The sequence below is a fragment of the Sphingomonas sp. M6A6_1c genome, from assembly GCF_053345135.1.
The window spans coordinates 437,345-457,449 of the sequence record NZ_JBKEZO010000004.1; the positions used below are offsets into that span (position 1 = coordinate 437,345).

Below are 20,105 nucleotides of genomic sequence, written 5' to 3' on the forward strand. Positions count from 1 at the left end.
TTCGGAGTGCCCCCATGCTCGACGCCAATCTGACGCAGCAGTTGAAGGCCTATCTGGTCAACATCCGCCAGCCCATCGAACTGGTCGCCAGCCTGGGCGACGACGCCAAGTCGCGGCAGATGCGCGAGCTGATCGACGAGATCGCCGCGCTCTCCGACCAGATCACCACGACCACCGGCGACAATGCGCGCCGCCCCAGCTTCCTCATCCGCCGCGCCGGCACCGACATCGGCGTGCGCTTCGCCGGCCTGCCGATGGGCCATGAATTCACCTCGCTGGTGCTGGCGCTGCTCCAGGTCGGCGGCCATCCGTCGAAGGCGGCGCAGGAGCTGCTCGACCAGGTCCGCAACCTCGACGGCGAGTATCGCTTCGAGACCTATTTCTCGCTGTCCTGCGCCAATTGCCCCGACGTCGTGCAGGCGCTCAACCTGATGGCGGTCCTCAACCCGGGCGTGACGCACACCGCGATCGACGGCGCGCTGTTCCAGGACGAGGTCGCCGACCGCAAGGTGATGGCGGTGCCCACCGTCTTCCTCAACGGCGAGGTGTTCGGCCAGGGCCGGATGGAGCTGGAGCAGATCGTCGCCAAGCTCGACACCGGCGCCTCGGCACGCGCCGCAAAGTCGATCGCCGCCAAGGATGCGTTCGACGTGCTCGTCGTCGGCGGTGGCCCCGCCGGTGCCGCGGCGGCGATCTACACCGCGCGCAAGGGCATCCGCACCGGCATCCTCGCCGAGCGGTTCGGCGGTCAGGTCGCCGACACGATGGCGATCGAGAATCTCGTCTCGGTGCCGCACACCGAGGGGCCGAAGCTGGTCGCCGACCTCGAACGCCACGTCCGCGAGTACGACGTCGACATCATGAACCTGCAGCGTGCCGAGAAGCTGATCCCGGCACCCGAGGGCGGCCTGCACGAGCTGGTGCTGGAGAATGGCGCGTCGCTCAAGGCGCGGACCGTTATCCTGTCGACCGGCGCGCGCTGGCGGCAGATGAACGTCCCGGGCGAGGACGCCTATAAGAACAAGGGCGTCGCCTATTGCCCGCATTGCGATGGTCCGCTGTTCAAGGGCAAGCGCGTCGCGGTGATCGGCGGCGGCAATTCAGGCGTCGAGGCGGCGATCGACCTCGCCGGGCTGGTCGCGCACGTCACGCTGATCGAATATGACACCGATCTGCGCGCCGATGCGGTGCTCCAGCGCAAGCTCGCCAGCCTGAGCAACGTGCGCGTCATCACCTCGGCGTTGACCACCGAAGTGCATGGCGACGGCGACAAGGTGACCGCGCTCTCCTATCGCGATCGCGCCCACGGTACGATGCACCGCGTCGAGCTGGAGGGGATCTTCGTCCAGATCGGGCTGGTGCCGAACACCGAATGGCTGGCGGGATCGATCGCATTGTCCCCGCGCGGCGAGATCGAGGTCGACGACCGCGGCCACACCTCGCAGCCCGGCATCTTCGCCGCCGGCGACGCGACCACGGTGCCGTTCAAGCAGATCGTGATCGCGATGGGCGACGGCTCGAAATCGGCACTGGCCGCGTTCGACCACCTCATCCGCCTGCCTGCGGAAGAGACGCACGACTGGGAAGAAGCGGCGGAGTAACCGCCTAAATCCTCCCTCGCTTTAGCGGGGGAGGGGGACCGCCGGCGCAGCCGGTGGTGGAGGGGGCGTTTCCGCATACGGCGAACGTGCCGTATCCTCCCCCTCCGTCACCGCTTCGCGGTGCCACCTCCCCCTGGCGGGGGAGGACTTAAGGGATAAGGGGGTAGCGCCCTCCGCCGCGCCCCCCTATCTCCCGCCCCCATGGCAGCGACCTACCTCCCGACGCTGAAACAGCTGCAATATCTCGTTGCGCTGAAGGACGCGGGCCATTTCGGCCGTGCAGCCGACGCGTGCTTCGTCACCCAGTCGACGCTGTCCGCAGGGCTGCGCGAACTCGAAACGCTGATTGGCGTGACCCTGGTCGAGCGCACCCGCCGCGTCGTCCGCTTCACGCCTTTGGGCGACCGGATCGCCGATAAGGCGCGGCGCGTGCTGCGCGAGGCGGAGGAGCTTGGCGACATCGCCCGCGCCGCCGGCCGGCCGCTGTCGGGCGAGATGCGGATGAGCGTCATCCCGACGATCGCGCCGTTCATGCTGCCGCATATCCTGCCGCGGCTGCGCCGCGACTATCCCGATCTCAAGCTGTTCCTGCGCGAGGAGCCCTCGGGCGCCGCCTGCGAGGGGCTGCACAACGGCCGCACCGATTGTGTGCTGCTCGCCCTCCCCTTCGCCTGCGGCGACGTCGCTAGCCACGCTTTGTTCGACGATCGGTTGTTCGTCGCCTATCAGCCGCAGGACATGCCGAGCGACCCGCCGATGATCCCGGCATCGCTGATCGACGAGACGCGGCTGCTGCTGCTCGAGGACGGCCATTGCCTCAAGGATCATGCGCTGTCCGCGTGCAACCGCCCCGAATTGCGCGCCGAGGCGACGATGCTCGGCACCTCGCTGCACACGATCGTGCAGATGGTCGATAACGGCCTCGGCATGACGATGCTGCCGGAGATGGCGCTGAAGGCCGGTATCCTCGACCATACCAATATCGTCGCGCGGCCGCTCGACGCCGACAATGCGGTGCGGCGGATCGCGCTGGTCTGGCGTCGCGCATCGCCGCGCGAAAAGGACTTCCAATTGCTTGCCGAGGCGCTCGCCGAAGCGCGGTGACCCCATAGGAGCCGATGTGATCCGATCCTTGCAGACCTCCGCACGGCGTGCCGCCGTCCTGCTCCTCGCCGCAGGCCTTGCCGGCTGCGTGCCGCCGGCGACCGCGCCGGTGAGCGCACCGCCGCCATCGCCCGCCGCCGCCGTCGTGCCGGTCGACCCCTCGCACATCGAATCCGATGCGATGATCGCCACCTCGATCGCCGCGACGCCGGGGCTGGGCACGCTGGCGGCCGAACTGCATACCGCGGAGCTGGATGCGCTGCTCGCCGGCAACGGCCCGTACACATTGTTCGCACCGACCGACACGGCGTTCACCCGGCTCGCGCCGGGGATCGCGCGCGACCTGCTCGCGCCGGAAAATCGCGCGGCGCTGGTTGCGCTGCTGCGCTATCATATCGTGCCGGGAACGATGACCACCGAACAGCTCACCGCCCGCATCCGCGCCGGCGGTGGCCGCACGATGCTGACCACGCTCGGCGGCCAGCCGATCACCGCGACGCTGACCGGCGACGTGATCACGCTGACCAGCGTGACGGGGAACCGCAGCTACGTGGAGGCGGCCGACGTCGCGCAGGCCAATGGCGTAATCCATGTGGTGAACGGCGTGCTGGTGCCGAACCTGCCGCAGTAATTGAATTCCTCCCCCGCCAGGGGGAGGTGGCGCGCCCGGAGGGCGTGACGGAGGGGGAGGATACGGCGAGCTTCGCGTTTGTGGAAACGCCCCCTCCACCACCCGGCTGCGCCGGGCGGTCCCCCTCCCCCGCTAAAGCGAGGGAGGAACTAAGTGTCTTCCCAGCGCTTCGCCGCATCCGTGTCCGTGTCGCGCGCCTCGACCCAGCGTGTTTCGCCGGCGCGCGTTTCGCGCTTCCAGAACGGTGCGTCGGTCTTGAGCCGGTCGATCAGATAGGCGCACGCCTCCAGCGCCGCGGCGCGATGCGCGGACGAGGCCGCGACGAAGACGATCCGCGTGCCCGGCGTCATCGGCCCGACGCGATGCACGATCGTCGCGCCGCCGAGCGACCAGCGCTCCACCGCCCCGGCGGCGACACGGAACAGCGCCGCCTCGGTGGCGCCGGGATAATGTTCCAGTTCCAGCGTGCCGACGCCCCCCGCCTCGTCCTCGTCGGCGCGGACCAGCCCGGTGAAGGTCGCCACCGCGCCGGTCCCCGCCGCCGCCTCGGCGAGGGCCATTTCGGCGGCGATGTCGATCGCCTCGGGCGTGACGACGATACGGATCATCCGCCGGTCACCGGCGGGAACAGCGCCACCTCGCGCGCGCCGACGATCGTCGCGTCCATCGCCACGAACGCCTGATCGACCGCCGCGCGCAGCCGGCCGCGATCGGCCAGCGCCTCGGCGCCGACCGCGTCGCGCGCCGCCAGCCAGTCGACCAGCGCCGCCACCGTCGTCACCGCCGCCGGGACGTCGACCGTTTCCTGCGACCGGCCCATGCGCTCGCGCACCCAGGCGAAATAGAGCATCTCGAGTCGCATCGGTCAGTCCATATGCTTCAGGCCGACGCGCAGATAATCCCAGCCCGTCACCAGCGTCAGCGCCGCCGCCGCCCACAGACAGCCGAGCCCGGTCACCTTGATCCACGCCTGCGCAGGCAGCGCACCCGCCAGGATCAGCGCACCGAACGCGACGAGCTGCAGCGTCGTCTTCCACTTGGCGAGCTTCGACACCGGCAGCGACACCTGCAGGCCAGCGAGAAATTCGCGCAGCCCCGACACCGCGATTTCGCGCAGCAGGATGATCAGCGCGGCGATCAGATGGACGCCGGTGATCAGCGCGCTGTCGTCGTGCCGCGTACCGACCAGCATCAGGATCACCGCGGCGACCATGATCTTGTCGGCGATCGGATCGAGGAACACGCCGAGCTTCGACACGGCGCCCTGCGCGCGGGCGAGATAGCCGTCGAAATAATCGGTGATCCCCATCAGGCAATAGAGCGCGAAGGCGATCCCGAACCCCGCCTCCCACCGCGGCCACCACAAGAAGGCGACGAGCAGCGGCACCGCGACGATCCGCGACAGCGTCAGGAGGTTGGGCAAGGTCAGCATCGCCGCCTTCCTACCCCGGCGCGGGAGCGGGCGGAACCCCTCCCCTCCCTGACCCCACTCCGTCACCCCGGCCTTGCGCCGGGGTCCCGCTTCTCTGGATGGCGCAAAAACGCGGGATGCCGGATCGAGGCCGGCATGACGGAAGCCATAGGCGCCGTTGCGACACGCCGATCGGTCGTATGCGACTGCCCCGGCAAGGGAGGGGCGATGCGCGGCCACCTTCCCCGTTGGCGCGCTCTGCGCAAACCGCTATGCCGCGGGGAATACCGCCACGATCGAAGGCCGTTAATCGCATGTTGAATGCCATGGGGTTGCTGAAGCAGCGCCGCTTCCTGCCCCTTTTCACCACCCAGTTCCTCGGCGCCTTCAACGACAATCTGTTCAAGACGTCGATGGTGCTGTTCGCGACCTATGCGATCTTCAACGATCCGCACATGGAGACGAATTTCAACGCGCTGGCGACCGGCATCGCGATCCTGCCGTTCTTCCTGTTCTCGGCGCTCGCCGGGCAATTGGCCGACAGCCACGACAAGGCGCGGATCATCCGTATCGTCAAGACCGCCGAGATCGGCATCATGCTGCTCGGCGCGGCCGGCCTGATGGTCGCGCGTGCTGGCCTGCCGACGCTCGGCGTCGGGCTGATGCTGGGCGCGGTGCTGTTCCTCGGCGTCCATTCGACCTTCTTCGGGCCGATCAAATACGCCATCCTGCCGCAGCATCTGAAAGCGCACGACGTGCTCGGCGGCACCGGGCTGGTCGAGGCGGGCACCTATCTGGCGATCCTGCTCGGTACGATCGTCGCCGGCTATGTGCCGATCGAGGGTGCGGCGATCCTCGTGCTCGTCGTCGCGGTCATCGGCTGGTTCGCCGCGCGCCAGATCCCGCCGGCGCCGCGCGAGGGGCCGCGGCTCAAGCTCAACTACAATCCGTTCACCGCATCGTGGCGGCTGATCCGCACGACGATGCACATCCCGCGGCTGTTCCTGGCGATCTGCGCGATCAGCTTCTTCTGGACGATCGGCGCGGTGCTGATCATCATCTTCCCGCCGCTGGTCAAGAACGTGCTCACCGCCGACAAGATGGTGGCGAGCGGCGCGATCGCGGTCTTTTCGGTCGGCGTCGCGATCGGATCGGTGGTGATCAATACAATGCTCAAAGGGCGGATCAGCGCGCGCTACTCGCCGCTGTCGGTGATCGCGATGGGCGGCTTCGTCGTCGTCTTCTCGCTGCTCTGCCGTACCTGGGTGCCGGCGGCGGCAGGCCAATATTACGACTGGACCGACTTCGTCGCGCAGCCGCGCGCGATCCCGATCATGCTGTGCCTGCTGGCGATCGCCACCACCGGCGGCATGTTCGTCGTGCCGCTCTACGCCTTCCTCACCACCACGGTGGAAAAGGACCAGACCGCGCGCACCGTCGCGGCGAACAACGTCGTCAATTCCGGCGCGATGACGCTGGGGTCGATCGCCGCGATCGGGATCAACATCGCCGGCGTCCAGCCGGTCGACATGCTGTTCCTCGTCGCCGCGATGTGCCTGATCTCGGCCTGGATCGCACAGCGGCTGCACCGCGCCTGCGATTGAGCCGGCGCTAGAACAGGAATGTGTAGAAGCAGGTGAAGAAGGCGGCGAAGCTGAGCAGGAACAGCTTCCAATCCTCGTCGTCGCTTTTCCTGATGTCGGGCAGCACCGGCGGCGGCAGCGTCCGCCGGAACGGGTGTCGGGCCGATTCATTGGTGAGGACGAGGCGTCTGGTCATGGCGAGGGTGTTAACGCCTCGTTTACGATATCGACCAGCGCCAAAGGTGGTTAAACCCGACCTGTCCACGGATGGGACGTTAACGATGAGGACCGTGTGATGAGTGTCGCGTTCCGCCGCGAGAGCGACGAGGAGCATCTGGAGCCCAAGTTCGAGCTGCCCATCCCCAGCGCGCCCAACCTCGTCACCGCCACCGGCAAGCGGCTGATCGAGGAGCGGATCGCCACGCTGGAGGCGGCGATCGCGGCGGCGGATGCGGCGGCGCTGGATGCGCTGCGCCGCGACCTGCGCTATTGGCAGACGCGCCGCACCACCGCCGTGCCCACCGCCGCGCCCGCCGACGGCAGCGCCGGCTTCGGCACGCGGGTGACGATCCGCCTCGCCGGCAAGACCCGGACGATCGCGATCGTCGGCGACGACGAGGCCGACCCGCACGCCGACCGGCTCGCCTACGGCGCGCCGCTGGCGCATGCGCTGATCGGCGCCGAGCCCGACGACGTCCTCGCCTTCAATGGTCGCGACGCGGCGATCGAGGTGCTCGCGGTCGAACCGATCGATCCGCCGGAGGATTAGGCGAGCTACGGGACCGGGGGGATCCCGTAGCTCGCCCGTCGGGCACCGGGGAGCGCCCGGATGTCGGTGGGTCGAGTGTGGGAGAGAACGCCACCGACGCGCGCATCGCTAGCCACGCCATATTGCGGCGATATTTCCGCTTTGGACCGTTCGAGACATCCGCAGGCAATGCGCCGGCGTGATGACCGCGCGAGAAGGAGCCCAGCCCATGCCGGCATCGCCGATGATCGCCACCTGCCTTGCGACCCGCCACCGCCCCGGCCGCAAACAGAGCGAGATCGGTGGCGTCCGCCGCGCGCGCTGCGTCTGCTGCGGCATGCAATTGATGCGCACCGCGATCAGCCGCCGCTGGATCATCGCCGACCAATTGGGGTGACGGAGGCACGGGGGCCGCCCGCCCCCGTCACACCGGCAACGTCACCCGCGCGATCGCGCCGCCGTCGGGATGGTTGGCGATCGTCGCGTCGCCGCCATGCGCCCGCGCGACGCCGCGCACGCTGCTCAGCCCCAGACCGATCCCGCCGGTATCACGGTTGCGCGAGCGTTCGCCACGGAAGAAGGGTTCGAACAATCGATGCAGGTCCTCGGGCGCGATGCCGGGGCCGTGATCGCGCACCGCGATCAGCGCATGGCCGTCGATCCGGCTCAGCATCACCTCGGCATCGCCGCCATATTTCAACGCGTTGCCGACGAGGTTGGCGATCAGCGACTTCAGCCCCGCCGCATCGCCCTCGATCACCAGCGGCTCGCCCTCGTGCAGCGTCACCGGCTCGCCGCGGTCCTCCAGCTCGTCGGTGACGCTCTCGACCAGCGAGCGCAGGTCGAGCCGGCGCCGCTCGCCGATCTGGTTGCCGTCGCGGAAGAAGGCGAGCGCCGCCTGGATCATCGCCTGCATGTCGCGGATGTCCGCCTCGCTGGCGCTGCGCAGCGGCTCGGGCGCGCGCTCCAGCCGCAGGCCGAGCCGCATCAGCGGCGTGCGCAGATCGTGCGCGATCGCCGCGATCATCATCGTGCGATCCTCGACATAGCGGTTGAGCCGCGCCTGCATGCGGTTGAACGCCGCCGCCGCGTCGGCGATCTCCGCCGGCCCGCCGAGCGGCAACGGCGCCGCGCGCGGATCGCGGCCGAGCCGCTCCGCCGCCGCGCCGAACGCGGCGATCGGCTTGGTCAGCCGCCGCGCCAGCAGCCAGGCGAAGGGCGCGATCGCGACCAGGGCCGCGAGCAGCCACAGGAACGCCCGCCACCGCCAGCTCTCGAAACCGGTGCGCGCCGCGCGCGCGATCCGCCAGCTCCCGTCGGGCTGATGCACCGAGACGGTGAAGCGCCCGAACAGGATCTGGTTGCGCGCATCGGGCGAGCGCGCCCGTTCGGGATAGCCCTCGCGCCGCGGCATCGGCCCGAAGACGATCGGCGGCGGCCCGCCGAAATGGACATGGACGAGGTCGAGCGGCAGTTCGAGCTGCGCCGCCATCAGCCGGCGGATGCGGACGCTGCGCGCATCGTATGGCGCGGGGTTGCTCGCCTCGCGCGTCACCAGCACCTCGCCGGTCGCGTCGCGGCCGGTGCGCAGCGCGGTGGCGACCTGCGGCACCGAGAAGATGCGCGGCGTCGGCGGGGTGATGAACACGACCAGCGCGACGTTGAGCGCCTGCACCGTCGCGACGCTCAGCAGCATCACGAGGAAGACGCGCCAGAACAGCGACTTGGCGACCCAGCTTATCCCCAGCCGGGACGCCGGCCGCCAGCTCATGCCCGCGCCACCGCGGGCACGAACAGATAGCCTTCGTTGCGGATGGTGCGGATGATGTCGTCGCCGCCGCTGCGCAGCTTGCGCCGCAGCCGGCTGATCTGCACGTCGATCGCGCGATCGAACGCCTCGCTGTTGGGGCCGCGCGCCGCCTCGAGCAGCCATTCGCGCGACAGCACCCGCCGCGGCCGCTCGGCGAAGACGCGCAGCAGGGCGAATTCGCCGTCGGTCAGCCCGACCAGCACGCCCTGCGCATCGAACAATTCGTGCGCCATCAGGTCCATCGTCCAGCCGTCGAAGCTCAGCCGCGAGCGGTCGGCGGGCTCCGCCTGCTGGCGGCTGCGCAGCGCCGCGCGGACCGTGGCGATCACCTCGCGCGCGCTGCACGGCTTGGTCAGATAATGGCTCGCGCCAATCTCCAGCCCGACGATGCGGTCGCGCTCCTCGCCCAAGGCGCTCAGCATGATGACCGCCGGGCCACCGTCGCGGGTGATGCGGCGGCAGGCCGAGATACCGTCCTCGCCCGGCATCATCACGTCGAGCAGCACCGCGTCGATCCGGTCGCGCTCCAGCACCGCGTCCATTTCGCGGGTATTGGCCGCCGCCTGCACGCGATAGCCACGCGCGCCGAGGCTCTGGGTCAGCAGGGTGCGGATCTCGCGATCGTCGTCGACCACCAGGATCGCCGCCGGTTCGTCCCCCGATGCCCCTGCATTATGCTGTTGGCTCATCATCGCCCTCTCATGGCGTCGAATTGTTTCCGCCGGATAACCGCATGATACCGGGTTGCGGCGGTCGTGGACATCCAACCGCAACATTGAGCTGGTTCACAACGTCGATCACTCGGGGAACAGCCATGAACCGCACCATCGTCATCGCCCTGCTCGCCTGCTCCGTACCGGCCGCCGCCCAGCAGCCGCCCGCGCACGGCAACCACCGCACCTTCATCAGCCCGATGGGCCAGCCCTTCCACGGCGACGACGCCGCGCCCGACCCCGAACGCGCGTGGTTCGACGCGGCGGACGCCAACAAGGACGGCGCGATCACCCGAGTCGAATTCCAGGCCGACGCCAGCCGCTTCTTCGCGACGCTCGACCGCAAGCACGACGGCGAGATCGACCCCGACGACATCGATTATTACGAGAGCACGATCGCGCCGGAGGTGCGATCGGGCAGCGGCGGGCCGGGAGTGATCGCCAGCGGTTCCGATTCGGACGGCGGCGGCAAGGCGCCCGCCTATGACGCCGGCAAGCTCGGCGCGGCGCGCTTCAGCTATTTCCAGCTCCCCGAGCCGGTCACCGCCGCCGACCGCAACTTCAACCGCGGCGTCGATGCGCGCGAATTCGCCGACGCCGCCGACAAGCGCTTCGCCTCGCTCGACAAGAACCACGACGGCAAATTGAGCTGGGACGAACTGCCCCACGTCACCGGCCGCGCGGCCGCGATGAGCCGCGGCGGTGGCGGCGGGCGTAGCGGCGGTGGCGGTGGTGGCCATCGTGGCGGCGGCCGCCGCGGTGGCGGCATGGGCGGCGCCGGCAGCGGCTTCGGCGGCGCCGGTACGGGCCCCGGCGGCGACATGACCGGCTTGGGCAGAGACTAAATCCTCCCTCGCGAAGCGGGAGTGCAGGGTCGATCATGCCCCCGGCATGATCTTGGATTGCCGGGGGCAATCCAACCCTGCGCTGGGGACCGCCCGGCGCAGCCGGGTGGTGGAGGGGGCGTCTCCGCATACGGTAAGCGCACCGTATCCTCCCCCTCCGTCAGGCCTTCGGCCTGCCACCTCCCCCCGGCGGGGAGGAATTAAGGTAGCGCCCCGCAAAGCCGCCGGAGAACGGCGTCGACGGTCACCCCCGCCGACGGATCAATCCAGCCGCCGCGCCAGCTCCTTGTTGAGCCCCAGCGCCACCAGCGTGGCGAACGCGCCCGACAGCAGATACCCGCCCGCCGCCAGCAGCCCGAACTGGCTCGCCAGCACCAGCGCGGCGAGCGGCGCGAAGCCCGCACCGAACAGCCATGCCAGATCCGAGGTCAGCGCCGCGCCGGTGTAGCGCGCGCGCTTGGGAAAATTGTTGGTCACCGCGCCCGACGACTGGCCGAACGACAGGCCGAGCAGCACGAAGCCGCCGATCATGAACGCCAGCTCGCCCGCATCGCCGCCGGCGAGCAGCTGCGGCGCGAAGCCGCTGAACACCGCGATCGCCGCCGCGGTATAGCCGAGCACCGAACGTCGCCCGATCCGGTCGGCGAGCAGGCCCGAGATCACCACCGCGCCCAATCCGAAGAAGGCGCCGATGATCTCGATCCCCAGGAAGCGCGCGATATCCTCGTTGGTGTAGAGCGCGATCCACGACAGCGGGAACACCGTCACCATATGGAACAGCGCGAAGCTGGCGAGGGGTGCGAAGGCGCCGATGATGATGTTGCGCCACTGCGCCTTGACCGTCGCCGACACGCGCGACGGGGTCAGCTCGCGGGTCTCGAACAGCCGGCTGTATTCCGGCGTCACGACGATGCGCAGTCGGGCGAACAGCGCCACGACGTTGAGCGCGAAGGCGACGAAGAACGGATAGCGCCAGCCCCACGACAGGAAGTCGACGCCCTCCATATTGGCGAGCAGGAAGGCGAACAATGCGCTCGCCACGATCAGGCCGAGCGGCGCGCCGAGCTGCGGCACCATCGCATACCAGCCGCGTTTCTCCGGCGGCGCATTCAAGGCCAGCAGCGAGGCGAGCCCGTCCCAGGCACCACCGAGCGCGAGGCCCTGGCCGATGCGGAAGGCGGCGAGCAGGATCGCCGACCATATCCCCACCTCGGCATAGCCGGGCAGGAAGGCGAGCGACACGGTCGAGGTGCCGAGCAGGAACAACGCGATGGTCAGCTTGGTGCCGCGGCCGTGCTCGCGATCGACCCACATGAAGATCTGCGTGCCGATCGGCCGCGCGATGAACGCCAGCGGGAACAGCGCGAACGAATAGAGAGTCCCCGTCAGCCGGTCGACGTAGGGGAATACCAGCGCCGGGAAGACGATGACCGAGGCGATCGCGTAGCAGAAGAAGTCGAAGAATTCCGACGTGCGCCCGATGATGACGCCGATCGCGATCTCACCCGGGCGGACCTCATGGTCTCCCCGTGTGTTGACGGCACGTGCATCGCGTTCGAGCGATCCGGAATGGGCGGAAGCCACTGACATGTATCGCAGTCCTGTCGTCTCGCAGCCCGAGGGCCGTCGGTCATCAACGCGCCGCACCCGGTTTCGGACGCAGCGCCAGCATGACCCCTTACCGCAGCCGGTCGCGCACGGGGATAGGACAAAATGTCCTATTTTGCGGTGCGGCACACAGGCGTACCGGACCTGACGATGCGAACCTTCCCGTTCTCCCCTCTCCCGCCCCGTTCAGCGCGTGCCCTGCGCACCGCCGCCGCGCTTCTGGCGCCTGCCCTGCTGGGCGGGTGCAATTGGGTGGTGATGAACCCGTCCGGCGACGTCGCGCGGCAACAGGCCAATCTGATCCTGTGGTCGACCGGCCTGATGCTGCTCATCATCGTGCCGGTGATCGCGCTCACCATCCTGTTCGCGTGGAAATATCGCCACACCAACGAGGAGGCGGATTACGAGCCGCATTGGGACCATTCGACTGGGCTGGAGCTGATCATCTGGTCGGCGCCGCTGATGATCGTAATCGCGCTTGGTGCGCTGACCTGGATCAGCACCCACGCGCTCGATCCCTATCGCCCGCTGGCACGGCTGGAGCCGGGCAAGGTGCTGGCGAAGAACGACAAGCCGCTGGAGATCCAGGTGGTGTCGCTCGACTGGAAATGGCTGTTCATCTACCCCGAACAGGGCGTGGCGACGGTCAACGAGCTGGTCCTGCCGATGAACCGCCAGGTTCGCTTCCGGATCACCTCGTCGTCGGTGATGAACACCTTCTACGTCCCCGCGATGGCCGGCATGATCTATTCGATGCCGGGCATGGAGACGCGGCTGCACGCCGTGCTCAACAAGCCGGGCCGGTTCGAGGGCCTGTCCGCCAATTACAGCGGCGCCGGCTTCTCCGACATGCACTTCACCGTCGACAGCGTCGACGATGCCGGCTTCGCCAAATGGGCCTCCGAGGCACGCAGCGCGCCGGCGAAGCTCGACATGCCGACCTATGTCCAGCTCGAAAAGCCGAGCGAGAAGGTGCCGGCGATCCGCTACGCCGCGTTCCAGCCGCAATTGTTCGACCGCATCCTCGGCATGTGCACCAAGCCGGGCGAGACCTGCATGCAGGCGACGATGATGAAGGACGGCGCCAGGGACCCGCATCGCGACAGCGGCCATGGCGCCCCGGTCAACGACAGCGGCCATATGCGCGGCAGCGAATCGAAGGGCGCCCTGGAGAAGGCTCCCGAGGAGAAGGGCAGCAGCCCGCACCGTAACGCCCCCCGTCCCGCCCCGCCCGGCAGCAACAAACCCGGCGCCGAAGACAATCGCTCGATGACCTCCGCCGCCCCGCTGCCCGCCATGCTGACCGGCCTCACCGCCGCCGCCCGTTCCTAGGACCGACCTGATGTCCGATGCTTTGCTCAAGACGATTTTCGGGCGCCTGACGCTCGAGAGTTTCCCCATTCACGAACCGATCCTGATCGGCACCTTCGCCGTCGTGGCGATGGGTGGTGCCGCGCTGATCGCCGCGCTGACCTATTTCAAGGTCTGGGGCTATCTGTGGAAGGAATGGTTCACCTCGGTAGATCACAAGAAGATCGGGATCATGTATATGATCCTCGGCATCGTCATGCTGCTGCGTGGCTTTTCCGATGCGCTCATGATGCGCGCGCAACAGGCGATGGCGTTCGGCCCGAACGAGGGCTTCCTGCCCGCGCACCATTACGACCAGGTGTTCACCGCGCACGGCGTCATCATGATCTTCTTCGTGGCGATGCCCTTCGTCACCGGTCTGATGAACTATGTCGTCCCGCTCCAGATCGGCGCGCGCGACGTCTCCTTCCCGTTCCTCAACAATTTCAGCTTCTGGATGACCGCCGCGGGTGCCGCGATCGTCATGGCCAGCCTGTTCGTCGGCGAGTTCGCCCGCACCGGCTGGCTGGCGATGGCGCCGCTCTCGGGGCTCGATTATTCGCCCGATGTCGGTGTCGATTATTACATCTGGTCGTTGCAGATCGCCGGCGTCGGGACATTGCTGTCGGGCGTCAACCTGCTCGCGACGATCATCAAGATGCGTGCACCGGGCATGAGCCTGATGAAGATGCCGATCTTCACCTGGTCGGCGCTCGCCACCAACGTGCTGATCGTCGCTGCTTTCCCGGTCCTGACCGCGGTGCTCGCGATGCTCAGCCTCGACCGTAACATCGGCACGCACTTCTTCACCAACACCATGGGCGGCAACCCCATGATGTACGTCAACATGATCTGGATCTGGGGCCACCCGGAGGTCTACATCCTGATCCTGCCGGCGTTCGGCGTGTTCAGCGAGGTCACCTCGACCTTCTGCGGCAAGCGGCTCTTCGGCTATACGTCGATGGTCTACGCGCTGCTGGTCATCACCATCCTCGCCTATCTCGTCTGGCTGCACCATTTCTTCACCATGGGGTCGGGGGCGAGCGTCAATTCGTTCTTCGGCATCACCACGATGATCATCTCGATCCCGACCGGGGCCAAGATCTTCAACTGGCTGTTCACCATGTACAAGGGCCGCATCCGCTTCGAACTGCCGATGATGTGGACGATCGCGTTCATGATCACCTTCGTCATCGGCGGCATGACCGGCGTGCTGCTCGCCGTACCGCCCGCCGACTTCGTGCTGCACAATTCGCTGTTCCTGATCGCGCACTTCCACAACGTGATCATCGGCGGCGTGCTGTTCGGCATGTTCGCGGGGATCAATTACTGGTTCCCGAAGGCGTTCGGCTTCAAGCTCGACAAGAAGTGGGGCACGATCAGCTTTTGGTTCTGGGTCATCGGCTTCTACGTCGCGTTCATGCCGCTCTACGTGCTCGGCCTGATGGGTGTGACACGTCGTCTGCGCCACTTCGAGGACCCGTCGCTGCAGATCTGGTTCATCATCGCCGCGATCGGTGCCGCGATGATCGCGGTCGGCATCGCCGCCTTCCTGATCCAGTTCTACGTCAGCTTCCGCAACCGCGAGGCGCTGCGCGACTTCACCGGTGATCCGTGGAACGCCCGCAGCCTCGAATGGGCGACCTCGTCGCCGCCGCCGGCGTACAATTTCGCCTTCACGCCCGTCGTCCGCGATCTGGACGCCTGGTACGACATGAAGTCGAACGGCGCCGAACGGCCGATCACCGGGTTCCGCGACATCCACATGCCGCGCAACACCGGCGCCGGCATCATCCTGGCCGGTTTCTCGATGGTCATCGGACTGGCGATGATCTGGTACATCTGGTGGCTCGCCGCGCTGGCGTTCGTCGGATTGCTGGCGGTCGCGATCGGCCACACCTTCAACTATGACCGCGATTTCTACATCACCGCCGCCGAAGTCACCGCCGCCGAGGACGAACATACCCGGCAGCTGACCACGCACGCAGCGGTCGCGGGGGCCTGAGGACCATGAGCGAAGCAACCATCCCACCGGGCACACAGGCCCCGGTCTTCTACGAGACCGACGAACATCATCACGACGCCGGCGGCAGCACGATGCTGGGCTTCTGGCTGTACCTGATGAGCGACTGCCTGATCTTCGCCATGCTGTTCGCGGCTTATGGCGTCTACGGCGGCAGCTATGCCGGCGGCCCGCAGCCGCACGAGATCTTCGAGCTGCCGCTGGTGGCGCTGAACACCTCGATGCTGCTGCTGTCGTCGATCACCTACGGCTTCGCCATGCTGGCGATGAACGACGGCAAGGTGCGTGCGACGCAGGGCTGGCTGGCGATCACCGGCCTGTTCGGCCTCGCCTTCCTCTGCATCGAGCTCTACGAATTCTCGACGCTGATCCACGAAGGCGCCGGGCCGCAGCGCAGCGCCTTCCTGTCGTCCTTCTTCACCCTCGTCGGCACGCACGGTCTGCACGTCACCTTCGGCCTGATCTGGCTGGTGACGCTGATGGTGCAGGTCGGCCGCAAGGGGCTGATCGCCGCCAACCAGCGCCGCCTGCAATGCCTGTCGCTGTTCTGGCACTTCCTCGACGTGATCTGGATCGGCGTCTTCACCTTCGTCTATTTGCTGGGAGTGCTGCGATGAGCGCGGACACGCATCACGGTCACGACGCGCACGGTCACGATGCGCACGACAATGCGCATGGCCACGGCCGTTCGTCCGAAGGCGCGCACGGCAGCCGCAGGGATTATGTGATCGGCTTCGTCCTGTCGGTGATCCTCACCGCGATTCCCTTCGGGCTGGTGATGAGCGGCGTCATCGCCGACGCGCGGATCACCGCGGGCGTCGTCATGGTGTTCGCGCTGGTGCAGATCGTCGTCCACATGATCTACTTCCTGCACATGAACTCCAAGTCGGAGAATGGCTGGACGCTGATGGCGCTGATCTTCACGATCATCGTCCTGACGATCTGTCTCGCCGGCTCGCTCTGGGTCATGTATCACATGAACACGAACATGATGCCGAGCATGGACGCGAGCGCGATGTGAGCCATCCCGCGTCCCGCCGTGGATGGGCGACCGGCGCGATGCTGGTCGTCATCGCGCTGCTGATCGGCCTCGGCATCTGGCAGCTCGAACGGCGGACGTGGAAGCTCGCGCTGATCGCGCACACCGAAGCGCAACTCGCCAGCCCGCCCCTCCCCGCACCGGGGCCGGCGGCTTGGCCGGGCGTCGGCAACGACGACGCCTATCGCCCGGTCCTCGCGACCGGCCGTTACCGCACCGGCGCCGACACCTATGTGCAGGCGGTCACCGATCTTGGCGGCGGGATCTGGATACTCACCCCCTTCGTCACGGATCGCGGCTTCACCGTGCTGATCAACCGCGGCTTCGTCCCCGGCGAGCAGCGCGGCCGCGTCGCCCCCTCCGCCGCGCCGCAGACCGTCCGCGGCCTGCTCCGTCTCGGCGAACCCGGCGGCGGCTTCCTGCGCAGCAACGATCCCGCCGCCGACCGCTGGTATTCGCGCGACGTCGCCGGCATCGCCGCGGCCAAGCATCTCGGCCCGGTCGCCCCCTATTTCATTGACGCCAGCGAACCCAAGACCGGCTGGCCGCGCGGTGGCCTCACCGTCGTCCGCTTCCACAACAGCCATCTGGTCTATGCGCTGACCTGGTTCGGAATGGCGGCACTGGTCGCGCTGATGGCATGGCGGGTCCGCCGTCCGCGCTGACCCGCGTCAGTCGTCCAGCTTCGCGCCGTCGACGATCCGCTCGGCCCGGTCGCGCTCGGCGGCATCGGCCGCGCGCTCGGCCTTGCTCCGCCCGAACTTGGCGCGATTGGCCTCGGCGATCCGCGCCGCCGCAGCCCGATCGCGCGCCTTGCGCGCCAGACGCAGATTGATGATCTCGGCCATAGACGACCCATACCACTCCTCCCCCGCCAGGGGGAGGTGGCACGGCGAAGCCGTGACGGAGGGGGAGAACAGGGCGGGAGCCTCGTCACAAAGCTTCCACCCTATCCTCCCCCTCCACCATTCGGCTGACGCCGAACGGTCCCCCTCCCCCTTGCGGGGAGGATTTAAGCCGCCGCCCGCGCTTCCGCTGCCTTCTTCACCACACACCAGCGCTCCCATTCGTCGCGTGCATCCGCCAGCGCGCGATGCGCGGGCACGTCGCGGTCGCGCACCTCGGCGAGCGTCACCACCTCCGCCACCGCGCGCCCGAGCAGCTCCGTCGGCACGACGTCGCGCAGGATCGCGGTCGCCGTGTCGCGCTGCGCCTCCTCGGTGTCGCGCAGTCGCAACGCGTGGCGCGGCAGCTTCGCCGCGCGGAGCAGCGCGCTCAGCCATTTGCCGTCCCACGACGGCGCGCTCGCGAACAGCTCATGCCCGGTGAGCGTCTCGATCATCCGCCGCGCGACGACATCGTGCGGCGTCCCCTCCGCCTCCAGCCGCGCGCGCGGGATATGGTGGATCGCCTCGGCGGCCGCGTCCCAATCGGTCCATTGCGTCGCCGGGCGGATCAGATGGCTTTCCTCGCGCCCGTCCTCGAACACCCAGGCGACCTCGATCGGATAGCTCAGCTTGGCGAGCGACGAGGCTTCGAAATCGAGGAATACGAGCATGATCCGCCAACGCCTAAGCGGGCGGAAGGGGTGCGTCTAGCCGCCCTGCCCCGATCGCCGCCACGCGCCGCGCGCCCATCGCCCGACCAGCGCCGGCAGTCCGGGCCGCAGCAGCAGCCAGTCGCGGATCGCCGGCCCCTTGTCGGCGCCGATCACCTGTTTGTAGCCGCTGTCCCCCGCGCCCCAGTCGACGCGGGCGATGCCCCGCCCCAGCGCCTCGACGAGATTGCGATAATAGAGCAACTTGCCCGGCGAATGTTTGGCGAACGCGGGATCGTAGCTGTTGGCGATCGCATATTTGAGGTCGCCCGCATCGATGTCGAACGAGAAGGCGGCGGGCTTGCCGTCGATCGTCAGCAACGCCGCACGCAGCATGCCGGCGATCACCGGGTCCGCCGCCGCCGCACGCCAGAACGCACCGTGGCCGGTGGTGGTGAATTTGGCGTCGGAGCCGTCGGTGCGCGCTGCGATCCAGCTCACCGCCTCTATCTGCGTGAGCATGTCGAACGCCGCGGGCCAGTCCGCGCCGCTGAGGAAGCGCCAGTCCGTTGCGCCGTGGCTGGCGAGATGCTTCTCGTGGAAGCGGTTCTTGCGCAGCGTCGATCCGCGCGGCCAGCCCTCCGCCTGCAGCGCCGCCATGTCGAGCAGCCAGCTGTCGGCGACGAACCGGTCGAGCACCGCCCAGCCGCTCGCCCGCGCCGCCGCGATCAGCGGTGCCGCCGCCGCATCGTCGTCATAGACCGGGCCGATCCGCAATCCGTTGACCGCCCCGGCGAGCGTCGCCAGCGCCGCGCGCAGCGTCGCCTCGCCCGCCCCGGTAGCGAGCGGAAAGCTGCGGAACGGCCAATAACTCCCCGGCACCGCCGCCAGCCGCGCCCAGCCCGGCCCGACGCCGACGAACGGCAGCGCGCAGGTCGGCACGCCGTCCTCCTCGACCAGCAGCGTCCGCGCCCGCCCGCCGTAAGCGCCGAGCGCCGCGGCGAACCAGCCGTAGCGCAGGAAACCGTGGCTCGCCGCGGCACGCGCGGCGACGTCGTCGATCCCCGCGGACAGCCCGTCGCCGACGGTGGCGCGCGCCACCGGGGGCAGCCGCTGGAATTCGGCAAGGAGCATCGCTTCGGTCACCCCGGCGCATCTAATCGCCACGCCTTACCAATCGGTGCAGATTGCGGCGAGCCGTGCACCCTTTCGCCTCGCGCGACGCGCCCTATGATGGGGCCATGCCAGTGTTCTTCCAGGTTTCGACGATCGCCCAGACGATCCAGCTGTCGCTCGCGCCGGTGTTCATGCTGGCGGCGATCGGCCAGATCCTCAACGTCCTCGCCGGACGGCTCGCCCGCGTCATCGACCGCGCCCGCATCCTCGAAGAGCGCGTGCTCGGCACCGAGAGCGGCGCGGACCGCGCGCGCGACGTCTGGGAACTCAAATTGCTCGACGAACGCATGTCGATCATCAACGCGGCCTTGTTCCTGTCGGTGTCCAGCGCGGTGATGGCCTGCGTCGTCATCGCGTTGCTGTTCATCGCCAATATCGCCAAATTCCATATCGGCACCTGGATCGCCCTGGTCTTCATCGTCGCGGTGGCGCTGCTGATCTGCTGCCTCACCGCCTTCATGTGGGAGGTGCGCGTGTCGCTGCGCGCGATCCACGTCCGCAAGGAGATCCTGTCGTGAGCCACGCCGTCGAGCGCCGCCTGTTGCAGGCGGTGGTGGCGCTCGCCTGCCTGGTGCCGCTGTCGGTCGGCGGGCAGAGCGTGCTGCACGGTCCCGGCTTCCTCGGCCATCCGCCGGTGATCCCCAACGATCTCGATAGCCATTTCCGCTATATCTCGGGCATCTTCCTCGGCGTCGGCATCGCCTTCGCGAGCTGCGTGCCGCGGATCGAGGCGACCGGCCCGCGCTTCCGCCTGCTCGGCGCGCTCGTCGTCGCGGGCGGCCTGTCGCGCGTCGTCTCGCTGATCGCGGTCGGCCCGCCATCGCCGGGCCATCTGTTCGGCTTCGCGATGGAATTGGGCGCGGTGCCGCTGCTGATGCTCTGGCAGGCGGCGTTCGCGCGGCGCTGGCGCGCGGCGCACTGATCCA

The 20,105-nt window shown here is 68.3% G+C and carries 24 protein-coding genes; 14 read left to right on the plus strand and 10 right to left on the minus strand.

Going from position 1 to position 20,105, the window contains the following annotated elements; all coding sequences use genetic code 11:
* Nucleotides 1-14 precede the first annotated feature (14 nt).
* The 3 genes from ahpF to ACLBWH_RS10785 all read left to right on the plus strand — a co-directional run bounded on the left by ahpF (nt 15) and on the right by ACLBWH_RS10785 (nt 3,336).
* Nucleotides 15-1,601 (plus strand): alkyl hydroperoxide reductase subunit F, encoded by a 1,587-nt coding sequence (ahpF, locus tag ACLBWH_RS10775; protein WP_447798709.1) that lies wholly within the window; start codon nt 15-17, stop codon nt 1,599-1,601.
* 201 nt (nt 1,602-1,802) lie between these two features.
* A complete protein-coding gene (locus ACLBWH_RS10780) occupies nt 1,803-2,705 on the plus strand; it encodes a hydrogen peroxide-inducible genes activator (RefSeq protein WP_447798711.1) in 903 nt (300 codons plus the stop codon).
* A 16-nt stretch (nt 2,706-2,721) separates the two neighbouring features.
* On the plus strand, nt 2,722-3,336 hold the full coding sequence (locus tag ACLBWH_RS10785; protein ID WP_447798713.1) for a fasciclin domain-containing protein: 615 nt from the start codon (nt 2,722-2,724) through the stop codon (nt 3,334-3,336).
* Nucleotides 3,337-3,485: 149 nt separating this feature from the next.
* Here ACLBWH_RS10785 and ACLBWH_RS10790 read toward each other — a convergent pair whose 3' ends face one another.
* The 3 genes from ACLBWH_RS10790 to pgsA are packed head-to-tail and all read right to left on the minus strand — an operon-like array spanning nt 3,486 to nt 4,768.
* Nucleotides 3,486-3,944 (minus strand): molybdenum cofactor biosynthesis protein MoaE, encoded by a 459-nt coding sequence (locus ACLBWH_RS10790; RefSeq protein WP_447798715.1) that lies wholly within the window; start codon nt 3,942-3,944, stop codon nt 3,486-3,488.
* Nucleotides 3,941-4,198 (minus strand): molybdopterin converting factor subunit 1, encoded by a 258-nt coding sequence (gene moaD, locus ACLBWH_RS10795; protein WP_447798717.1) that lies wholly within the window; start codon nt 4,196-4,198, stop codon nt 3,941-3,943. The genes ACLBWH_RS10790 and moaD overlap by 4 nt, the downstream gene beginning before the upstream one ends.
* 3 nt (nt 4,199-4,201) lie before the next feature.
* On the minus strand, nt 4,202-4,768 hold the full coding sequence (gene pgsA, locus ACLBWH_RS10800) for a CDP-diacylglycerol--glycerol-3-phosphate 3-phosphatidyltransferase (RefSeq protein ID WP_038663498.1): 567 nt from the start codon (nt 4,766-4,768) through the stop codon (nt 4,202-4,204).
* A gap of 293 nt (nt 4,769-5,061) precedes the next feature.
* Between pgsA and ACLBWH_RS10805 the strand changes: the two genes are divergently transcribed.
* Complete coding sequence (locus tag ACLBWH_RS10805; protein ID WP_447798718.1) at nt 5,062-6,351, plus strand: MFS transporter; 1,290 nt, start codon at nt 5,062-5,064, stop codon at nt 6,349-6,351.
* A gap of 7 nt (nt 6,352-6,358) precedes the next feature.
* Here ACLBWH_RS10805 and ACLBWH_RS10810 read toward each other — a convergent pair whose 3' ends face one another.
* Nucleotides 6,359-6,526 carry a hypothetical protein gene (locus ACLBWH_RS10810; protein ID WP_322850196.1) on the minus strand — a complete coding sequence of 56 codons (168 nt, stop codon included), beginning with the start codon at nt 6,524-6,526 and terminating at the stop codon, nt 6,359-6,361.
* A 99-nt stretch (nt 6,527-6,625) separates the two neighbouring features.
* Here ACLBWH_RS10810 and ACLBWH_RS10815 point away from each other — a divergent pair, with 99 nt between their 5' ends.
* Together ACLBWH_RS10815 and ACLBWH_RS10820 are read left to right on the plus strand one after the other, a co-directional pair.
* Complete coding sequence (locus tag ACLBWH_RS10815; RefSeq protein WP_322850197.1) at nt 6,626-7,099, plus strand: GreA/GreB family elongation factor; 474 nt, start codon at nt 6,626-6,628, stop codon at nt 7,097-7,099.
* A 208-nt stretch (nt 7,100-7,307) separates the two neighbouring features.
* On the plus strand, nt 7,308-7,475 hold the full coding sequence (locus ACLBWH_RS10820; protein ID WP_156143830.1) for a hypothetical protein: 168 nt from the start codon (nt 7,308-7,310) through the stop codon (nt 7,473-7,475).
* Nucleotides 7,476-7,502: 27 nt separating this feature from the next.
* On the opposite strand, the gene ACLBWH_RS10825 is transcribed toward ACLBWH_RS10820, so the two are convergent.
* Together ACLBWH_RS10825 and ACLBWH_RS10830 are read right to left on the minus strand one after the other, a co-directional pair.
* Complete coding sequence (locus ACLBWH_RS10825; RefSeq protein WP_322850198.1) at nt 7,503-8,849, minus strand: sensor histidine kinase; 1,347 nt, start codon at nt 8,847-8,849, stop codon at nt 7,503-7,505.
* Nucleotides 8,846-9,577: a response regulator gene (locus ACLBWH_RS10830; RefSeq protein ID WP_416222429.1), complete on the minus strand. Its 732-nt coding sequence runs from the start codon at nt 9,575-9,577 to the stop codon at nt 8,846-8,848. Before ACLBWH_RS10830 ends, ACLBWH_RS10825 begins: the two co-directional genes overlap by 4 nt.
* A gap of 125 nt (nt 9,578-9,702) precedes the next feature.
* Here ACLBWH_RS10830 and ACLBWH_RS10835 point away from each other — a divergent pair, with 125 nt between their 5' ends.
* A complete protein-coding gene (locus ACLBWH_RS10835) occupies nt 9,703-10,446 on the plus strand; it encodes a hypothetical protein (RefSeq protein ID WP_447798721.1) in 744 nt (247 codons plus the stop codon).
* Between the two features lie 261 nt (nt 10,447-10,707).
* On the opposite strand, the gene ACLBWH_RS10840 is transcribed toward ACLBWH_RS10835, so the two are convergent.
* Entirely contained in the window at nt 10,708-12,036 is a 1,329-nt protein-coding gene (locus ACLBWH_RS10840) for an MFS transporter (protein WP_322850201.1), read from the minus strand.
* A 168-nt stretch (nt 12,037-12,204) separates the two neighbouring features.
* Here ACLBWH_RS10840 and cyoA point away from each other — a divergent pair, with 168 nt between their 5' ends.
* Genes cyoA through ACLBWH_RS10865 form a run of 5 tightly spaced genes read left to right on the plus strand, consistent with a single transcriptional unit; the run spans nt 12,205 to nt 17,131 of the window.
* Nucleotides 12,205-13,386 carry a ubiquinol oxidase subunit II gene (gene cyoA / locus ACLBWH_RS10845; RefSeq protein ID WP_447798723.1) on the plus strand — a complete coding sequence of 394 codons (1,182 nt, stop codon included), beginning with the start codon at nt 12,205-12,207 and terminating at the stop codon, nt 13,384-13,386.
* 10 nt (nt 13,387-13,396) lie between these two features.
* Nucleotides 13,397-15,409 (plus strand): cytochrome o ubiquinol oxidase subunit I, encoded by a 2,013-nt coding sequence (gene cyoB / locus ACLBWH_RS10850; protein WP_322850203.1) that lies wholly within the window; start codon nt 13,397-13,399, stop codon nt 15,407-15,409.
* A gap of 5 nt (nt 15,410-15,414) precedes the next feature.
* Nucleotides 15,415-16,044 carry a cytochrome o ubiquinol oxidase subunit III gene (gene cyoC, locus ACLBWH_RS10855; RefSeq protein ID WP_322850204.1) on the plus strand — a complete coding sequence of 210 codons (630 nt, stop codon included), beginning with the start codon at nt 15,415-15,417 and terminating at the stop codon, nt 16,042-16,044.
* Complete coding sequence (cyoD, locus tag ACLBWH_RS10860; RefSeq protein WP_447798726.1) at nt 16,041-16,448, plus strand: cytochrome o ubiquinol oxidase subunit IV; 408 nt, start codon at nt 16,041-16,043, stop codon at nt 16,446-16,448. The genes cyoC and cyoD overlap by 4 nt, the downstream gene beginning before the upstream one ends.
* A gap of 38 nt (nt 16,449-16,486) precedes the next feature.
* On the plus strand, nt 16,487-17,131 hold the full coding sequence (locus ACLBWH_RS10865; protein ID WP_447798828.1) for an SURF1 family protein: 645 nt from the start codon (nt 16,487-16,489) through the stop codon (nt 17,129-17,131).
* A 6-nt stretch (nt 17,132-17,137) separates the two neighbouring features.
* Here ACLBWH_RS10865 and ACLBWH_RS10870 read toward each other — a convergent pair whose 3' ends face one another.
* From ACLBWH_RS10870 to ACLBWH_RS10880, 3 genes are all read right to left on the minus strand, one after another.
* Nucleotides 17,138-17,314: a DUF4169 family protein gene (locus ACLBWH_RS10870; RefSeq protein ID WP_447798728.1), complete on the minus strand. Its 177-nt coding sequence runs from the start codon at nt 17,312-17,314 to the stop codon at nt 17,138-17,140.
* A 164-nt stretch (nt 17,315-17,478) separates the two neighbouring features.
* Nucleotides 17,479-18,024, minus strand: a complete 546-nt coding sequence (locus tag ACLBWH_RS10875) for a 3'-5' exonuclease (protein WP_447798730.1) — start codon at nt 18,022-18,024, stop codon at nt 17,479-17,481.
* Nucleotides 18,025-18,060: 36 nt separating this feature from the next.
* Nucleotides 18,061-19,149, minus strand: coding sequence for a GNAT family N-acetyltransferase (locus ACLBWH_RS10880; protein WP_447798732.1), 1,089 nt, complete (start codon nt 19,147-19,149; stop codon nt 18,061-18,063).
* A 95-nt stretch (nt 19,150-19,244) separates the two neighbouring features.
* On the opposite strand from ACLBWH_RS10880, the gene ACLBWH_RS10885 reads away from it, so the two are divergent.
* Nucleotides 19,245-19,697 carry a DUF2721 domain-containing protein gene (locus ACLBWH_RS10885; protein ID WP_322850209.1) on the plus strand — a complete coding sequence of 151 codons (453 nt, stop codon included), beginning with the start codon at nt 19,245-19,247 and terminating at the stop codon, nt 19,695-19,697.
* Nucleotides 19,694-20,101 carry a DUF4345 domain-containing protein gene (locus ACLBWH_RS10890; RefSeq protein WP_447798734.1) on the plus strand — a complete coding sequence of 136 codons (408 nt, stop codon included), beginning with the start codon at nt 19,694-19,696 and terminating at the stop codon, nt 20,099-20,101. The genes ACLBWH_RS10885 and ACLBWH_RS10890 overlap by 4 nt, the downstream gene beginning before the upstream one ends.
* Nucleotides 20,102-20,105: the final 4 nt, after the last annotated feature.

Excerpts from the sequence above, each read along its gene's own strand:
- ACLBWH_RS10815 (WP_322850197.1), top strand. The coding sequence starts at position 6,626 with ATGAGTGTCGCGTTCCGCCGCGAGAGCGACGAGGAGCATCTGGAGCCC.
- ACLBWH_RS10840 (WP_322850201.1), bottom strand. The coding sequence starts at position 12,036 with ATGTCAGTGGCTTCCGCCCATTCCGGATCGCTCGAACGCGATGCACGT.
- ACLBWH_RS10810 (WP_322850196.1), bottom strand. The coding sequence starts at position 6,526 with ATGACCAGACGCCTCGTCCTCACCAATGAATCGGCCCGACACCCGTTC.
- moaD (WP_447798717.1), bottom strand. The coding sequence starts at position 4,198 with ATGCGACTCGAGATGCTCTATTTCGCCTGGGTGCGCGAGCGCATGGGC.
- ACLBWH_RS10870 (WP_447798728.1), bottom strand. The coding sequence starts at position 17,314 with ATGGCCGAGATCATCAATCTGCGTCTGGCGCGCAAGGCGCGCGATCGG.
- ACLBWH_RS10790 (WP_447798715.1), bottom strand. The coding sequence starts at position 3,944 with ATGATCCGTATCGTCGTCACGCCCGAGGCGATCGACATCGCCGCCGAA.
- cyoD (WP_447798726.1), top strand. The coding sequence starts at position 16,041 with ATGAGCGCGGACACGCATCACGGTCACGACGCGCACGGTCACGATGCG.
- ACLBWH_RS10885 (WP_322850209.1), top strand. The coding sequence starts at position 19,245 with ATGCCAGTGTTCTTCCAGGTTTCGACGATCGCCCAGACGATCCAGCTG.
- ACLBWH_RS10875 (WP_447798730.1), bottom strand. The coding sequence starts at position 18,024 with ATGCTCGTATTCCTCGATTTCGAAGCCTCGTCGCTCGCCAAGCTGAGC.
- ACLBWH_RS10780 (WP_447798711.1), top strand. The coding sequence starts at position 1,803 with ATGGCAGCGACCTACCTCCCGACGCTGAAACAGCTGCAATATCTCGTT.
- pgsA (WP_038663498.1), bottom strand. The coding sequence starts at position 4,768 with ATGCTGACCTTGCCCAACCTCCTGACGCTGTCGCGGATCGTCGCGGTG.
- cyoA (WP_447798723.1), top strand. The coding sequence starts at position 12,205 with ATGCGAACCTTCCCGTTCTCCCCTCTCCCGCCCCGTTCAGCGCGTGCC.
- ACLBWH_RS10820 (WP_156143830.1), top strand. The coding sequence starts at position 7,308 with ATGCCGGCATCGCCGATGATCGCCACCTGCCTTGCGACCCGCCACCGC.
- cyoB (WP_322850203.1), top strand. The coding sequence starts at position 13,397 with ATGTCCGATGCTTTGCTCAAGACGATTTTCGGGCGCCTGACGCTCGAG.
- ACLBWH_RS10825 (WP_322850198.1), bottom strand. The coding sequence starts at position 8,849 with ATGAGCTGGCGGCCGGCGTCCCGGCTGGGGATAAGCTGGGTCGCCAAG.
- cyoC (WP_322850204.1), top strand. The coding sequence starts at position 15,415 with ATGAGCGAAGCAACCATCCCACCGGGCACACAGGCCCCGGTCTTCTAC.
- ACLBWH_RS10805 (WP_447798718.1), top strand. The coding sequence starts at position 5,062 with ATGTTGAATGCCATGGGGTTGCTGAAGCAGCGCCGCTTCCTGCCCCTT.
- ACLBWH_RS10835 (WP_447798721.1), top strand. The coding sequence starts at position 9,703 with ATGAACCGCACCATCGTCATCGCCCTGCTCGCCTGCTCCGTACCGGCC.
- ACLBWH_RS10865 (WP_447798828.1), top strand. The coding sequence starts at position 16,487 with ATGCTGGTCGTCATCGCGCTGCTGATCGGCCTCGGCATCTGGCAGCTC.
- ahpF (WP_447798709.1), top strand. The coding sequence starts at position 15 with ATGCTCGACGCCAATCTGACGCAGCAGTTGAAGGCCTATCTGGTCAAC.
- ACLBWH_RS10830 (WP_416222429.1), bottom strand. The coding sequence starts at position 9,577 with ATGAGCCAACAGCATAATGCAGGGGCATCGGGGGACGAACCGGCGGCG.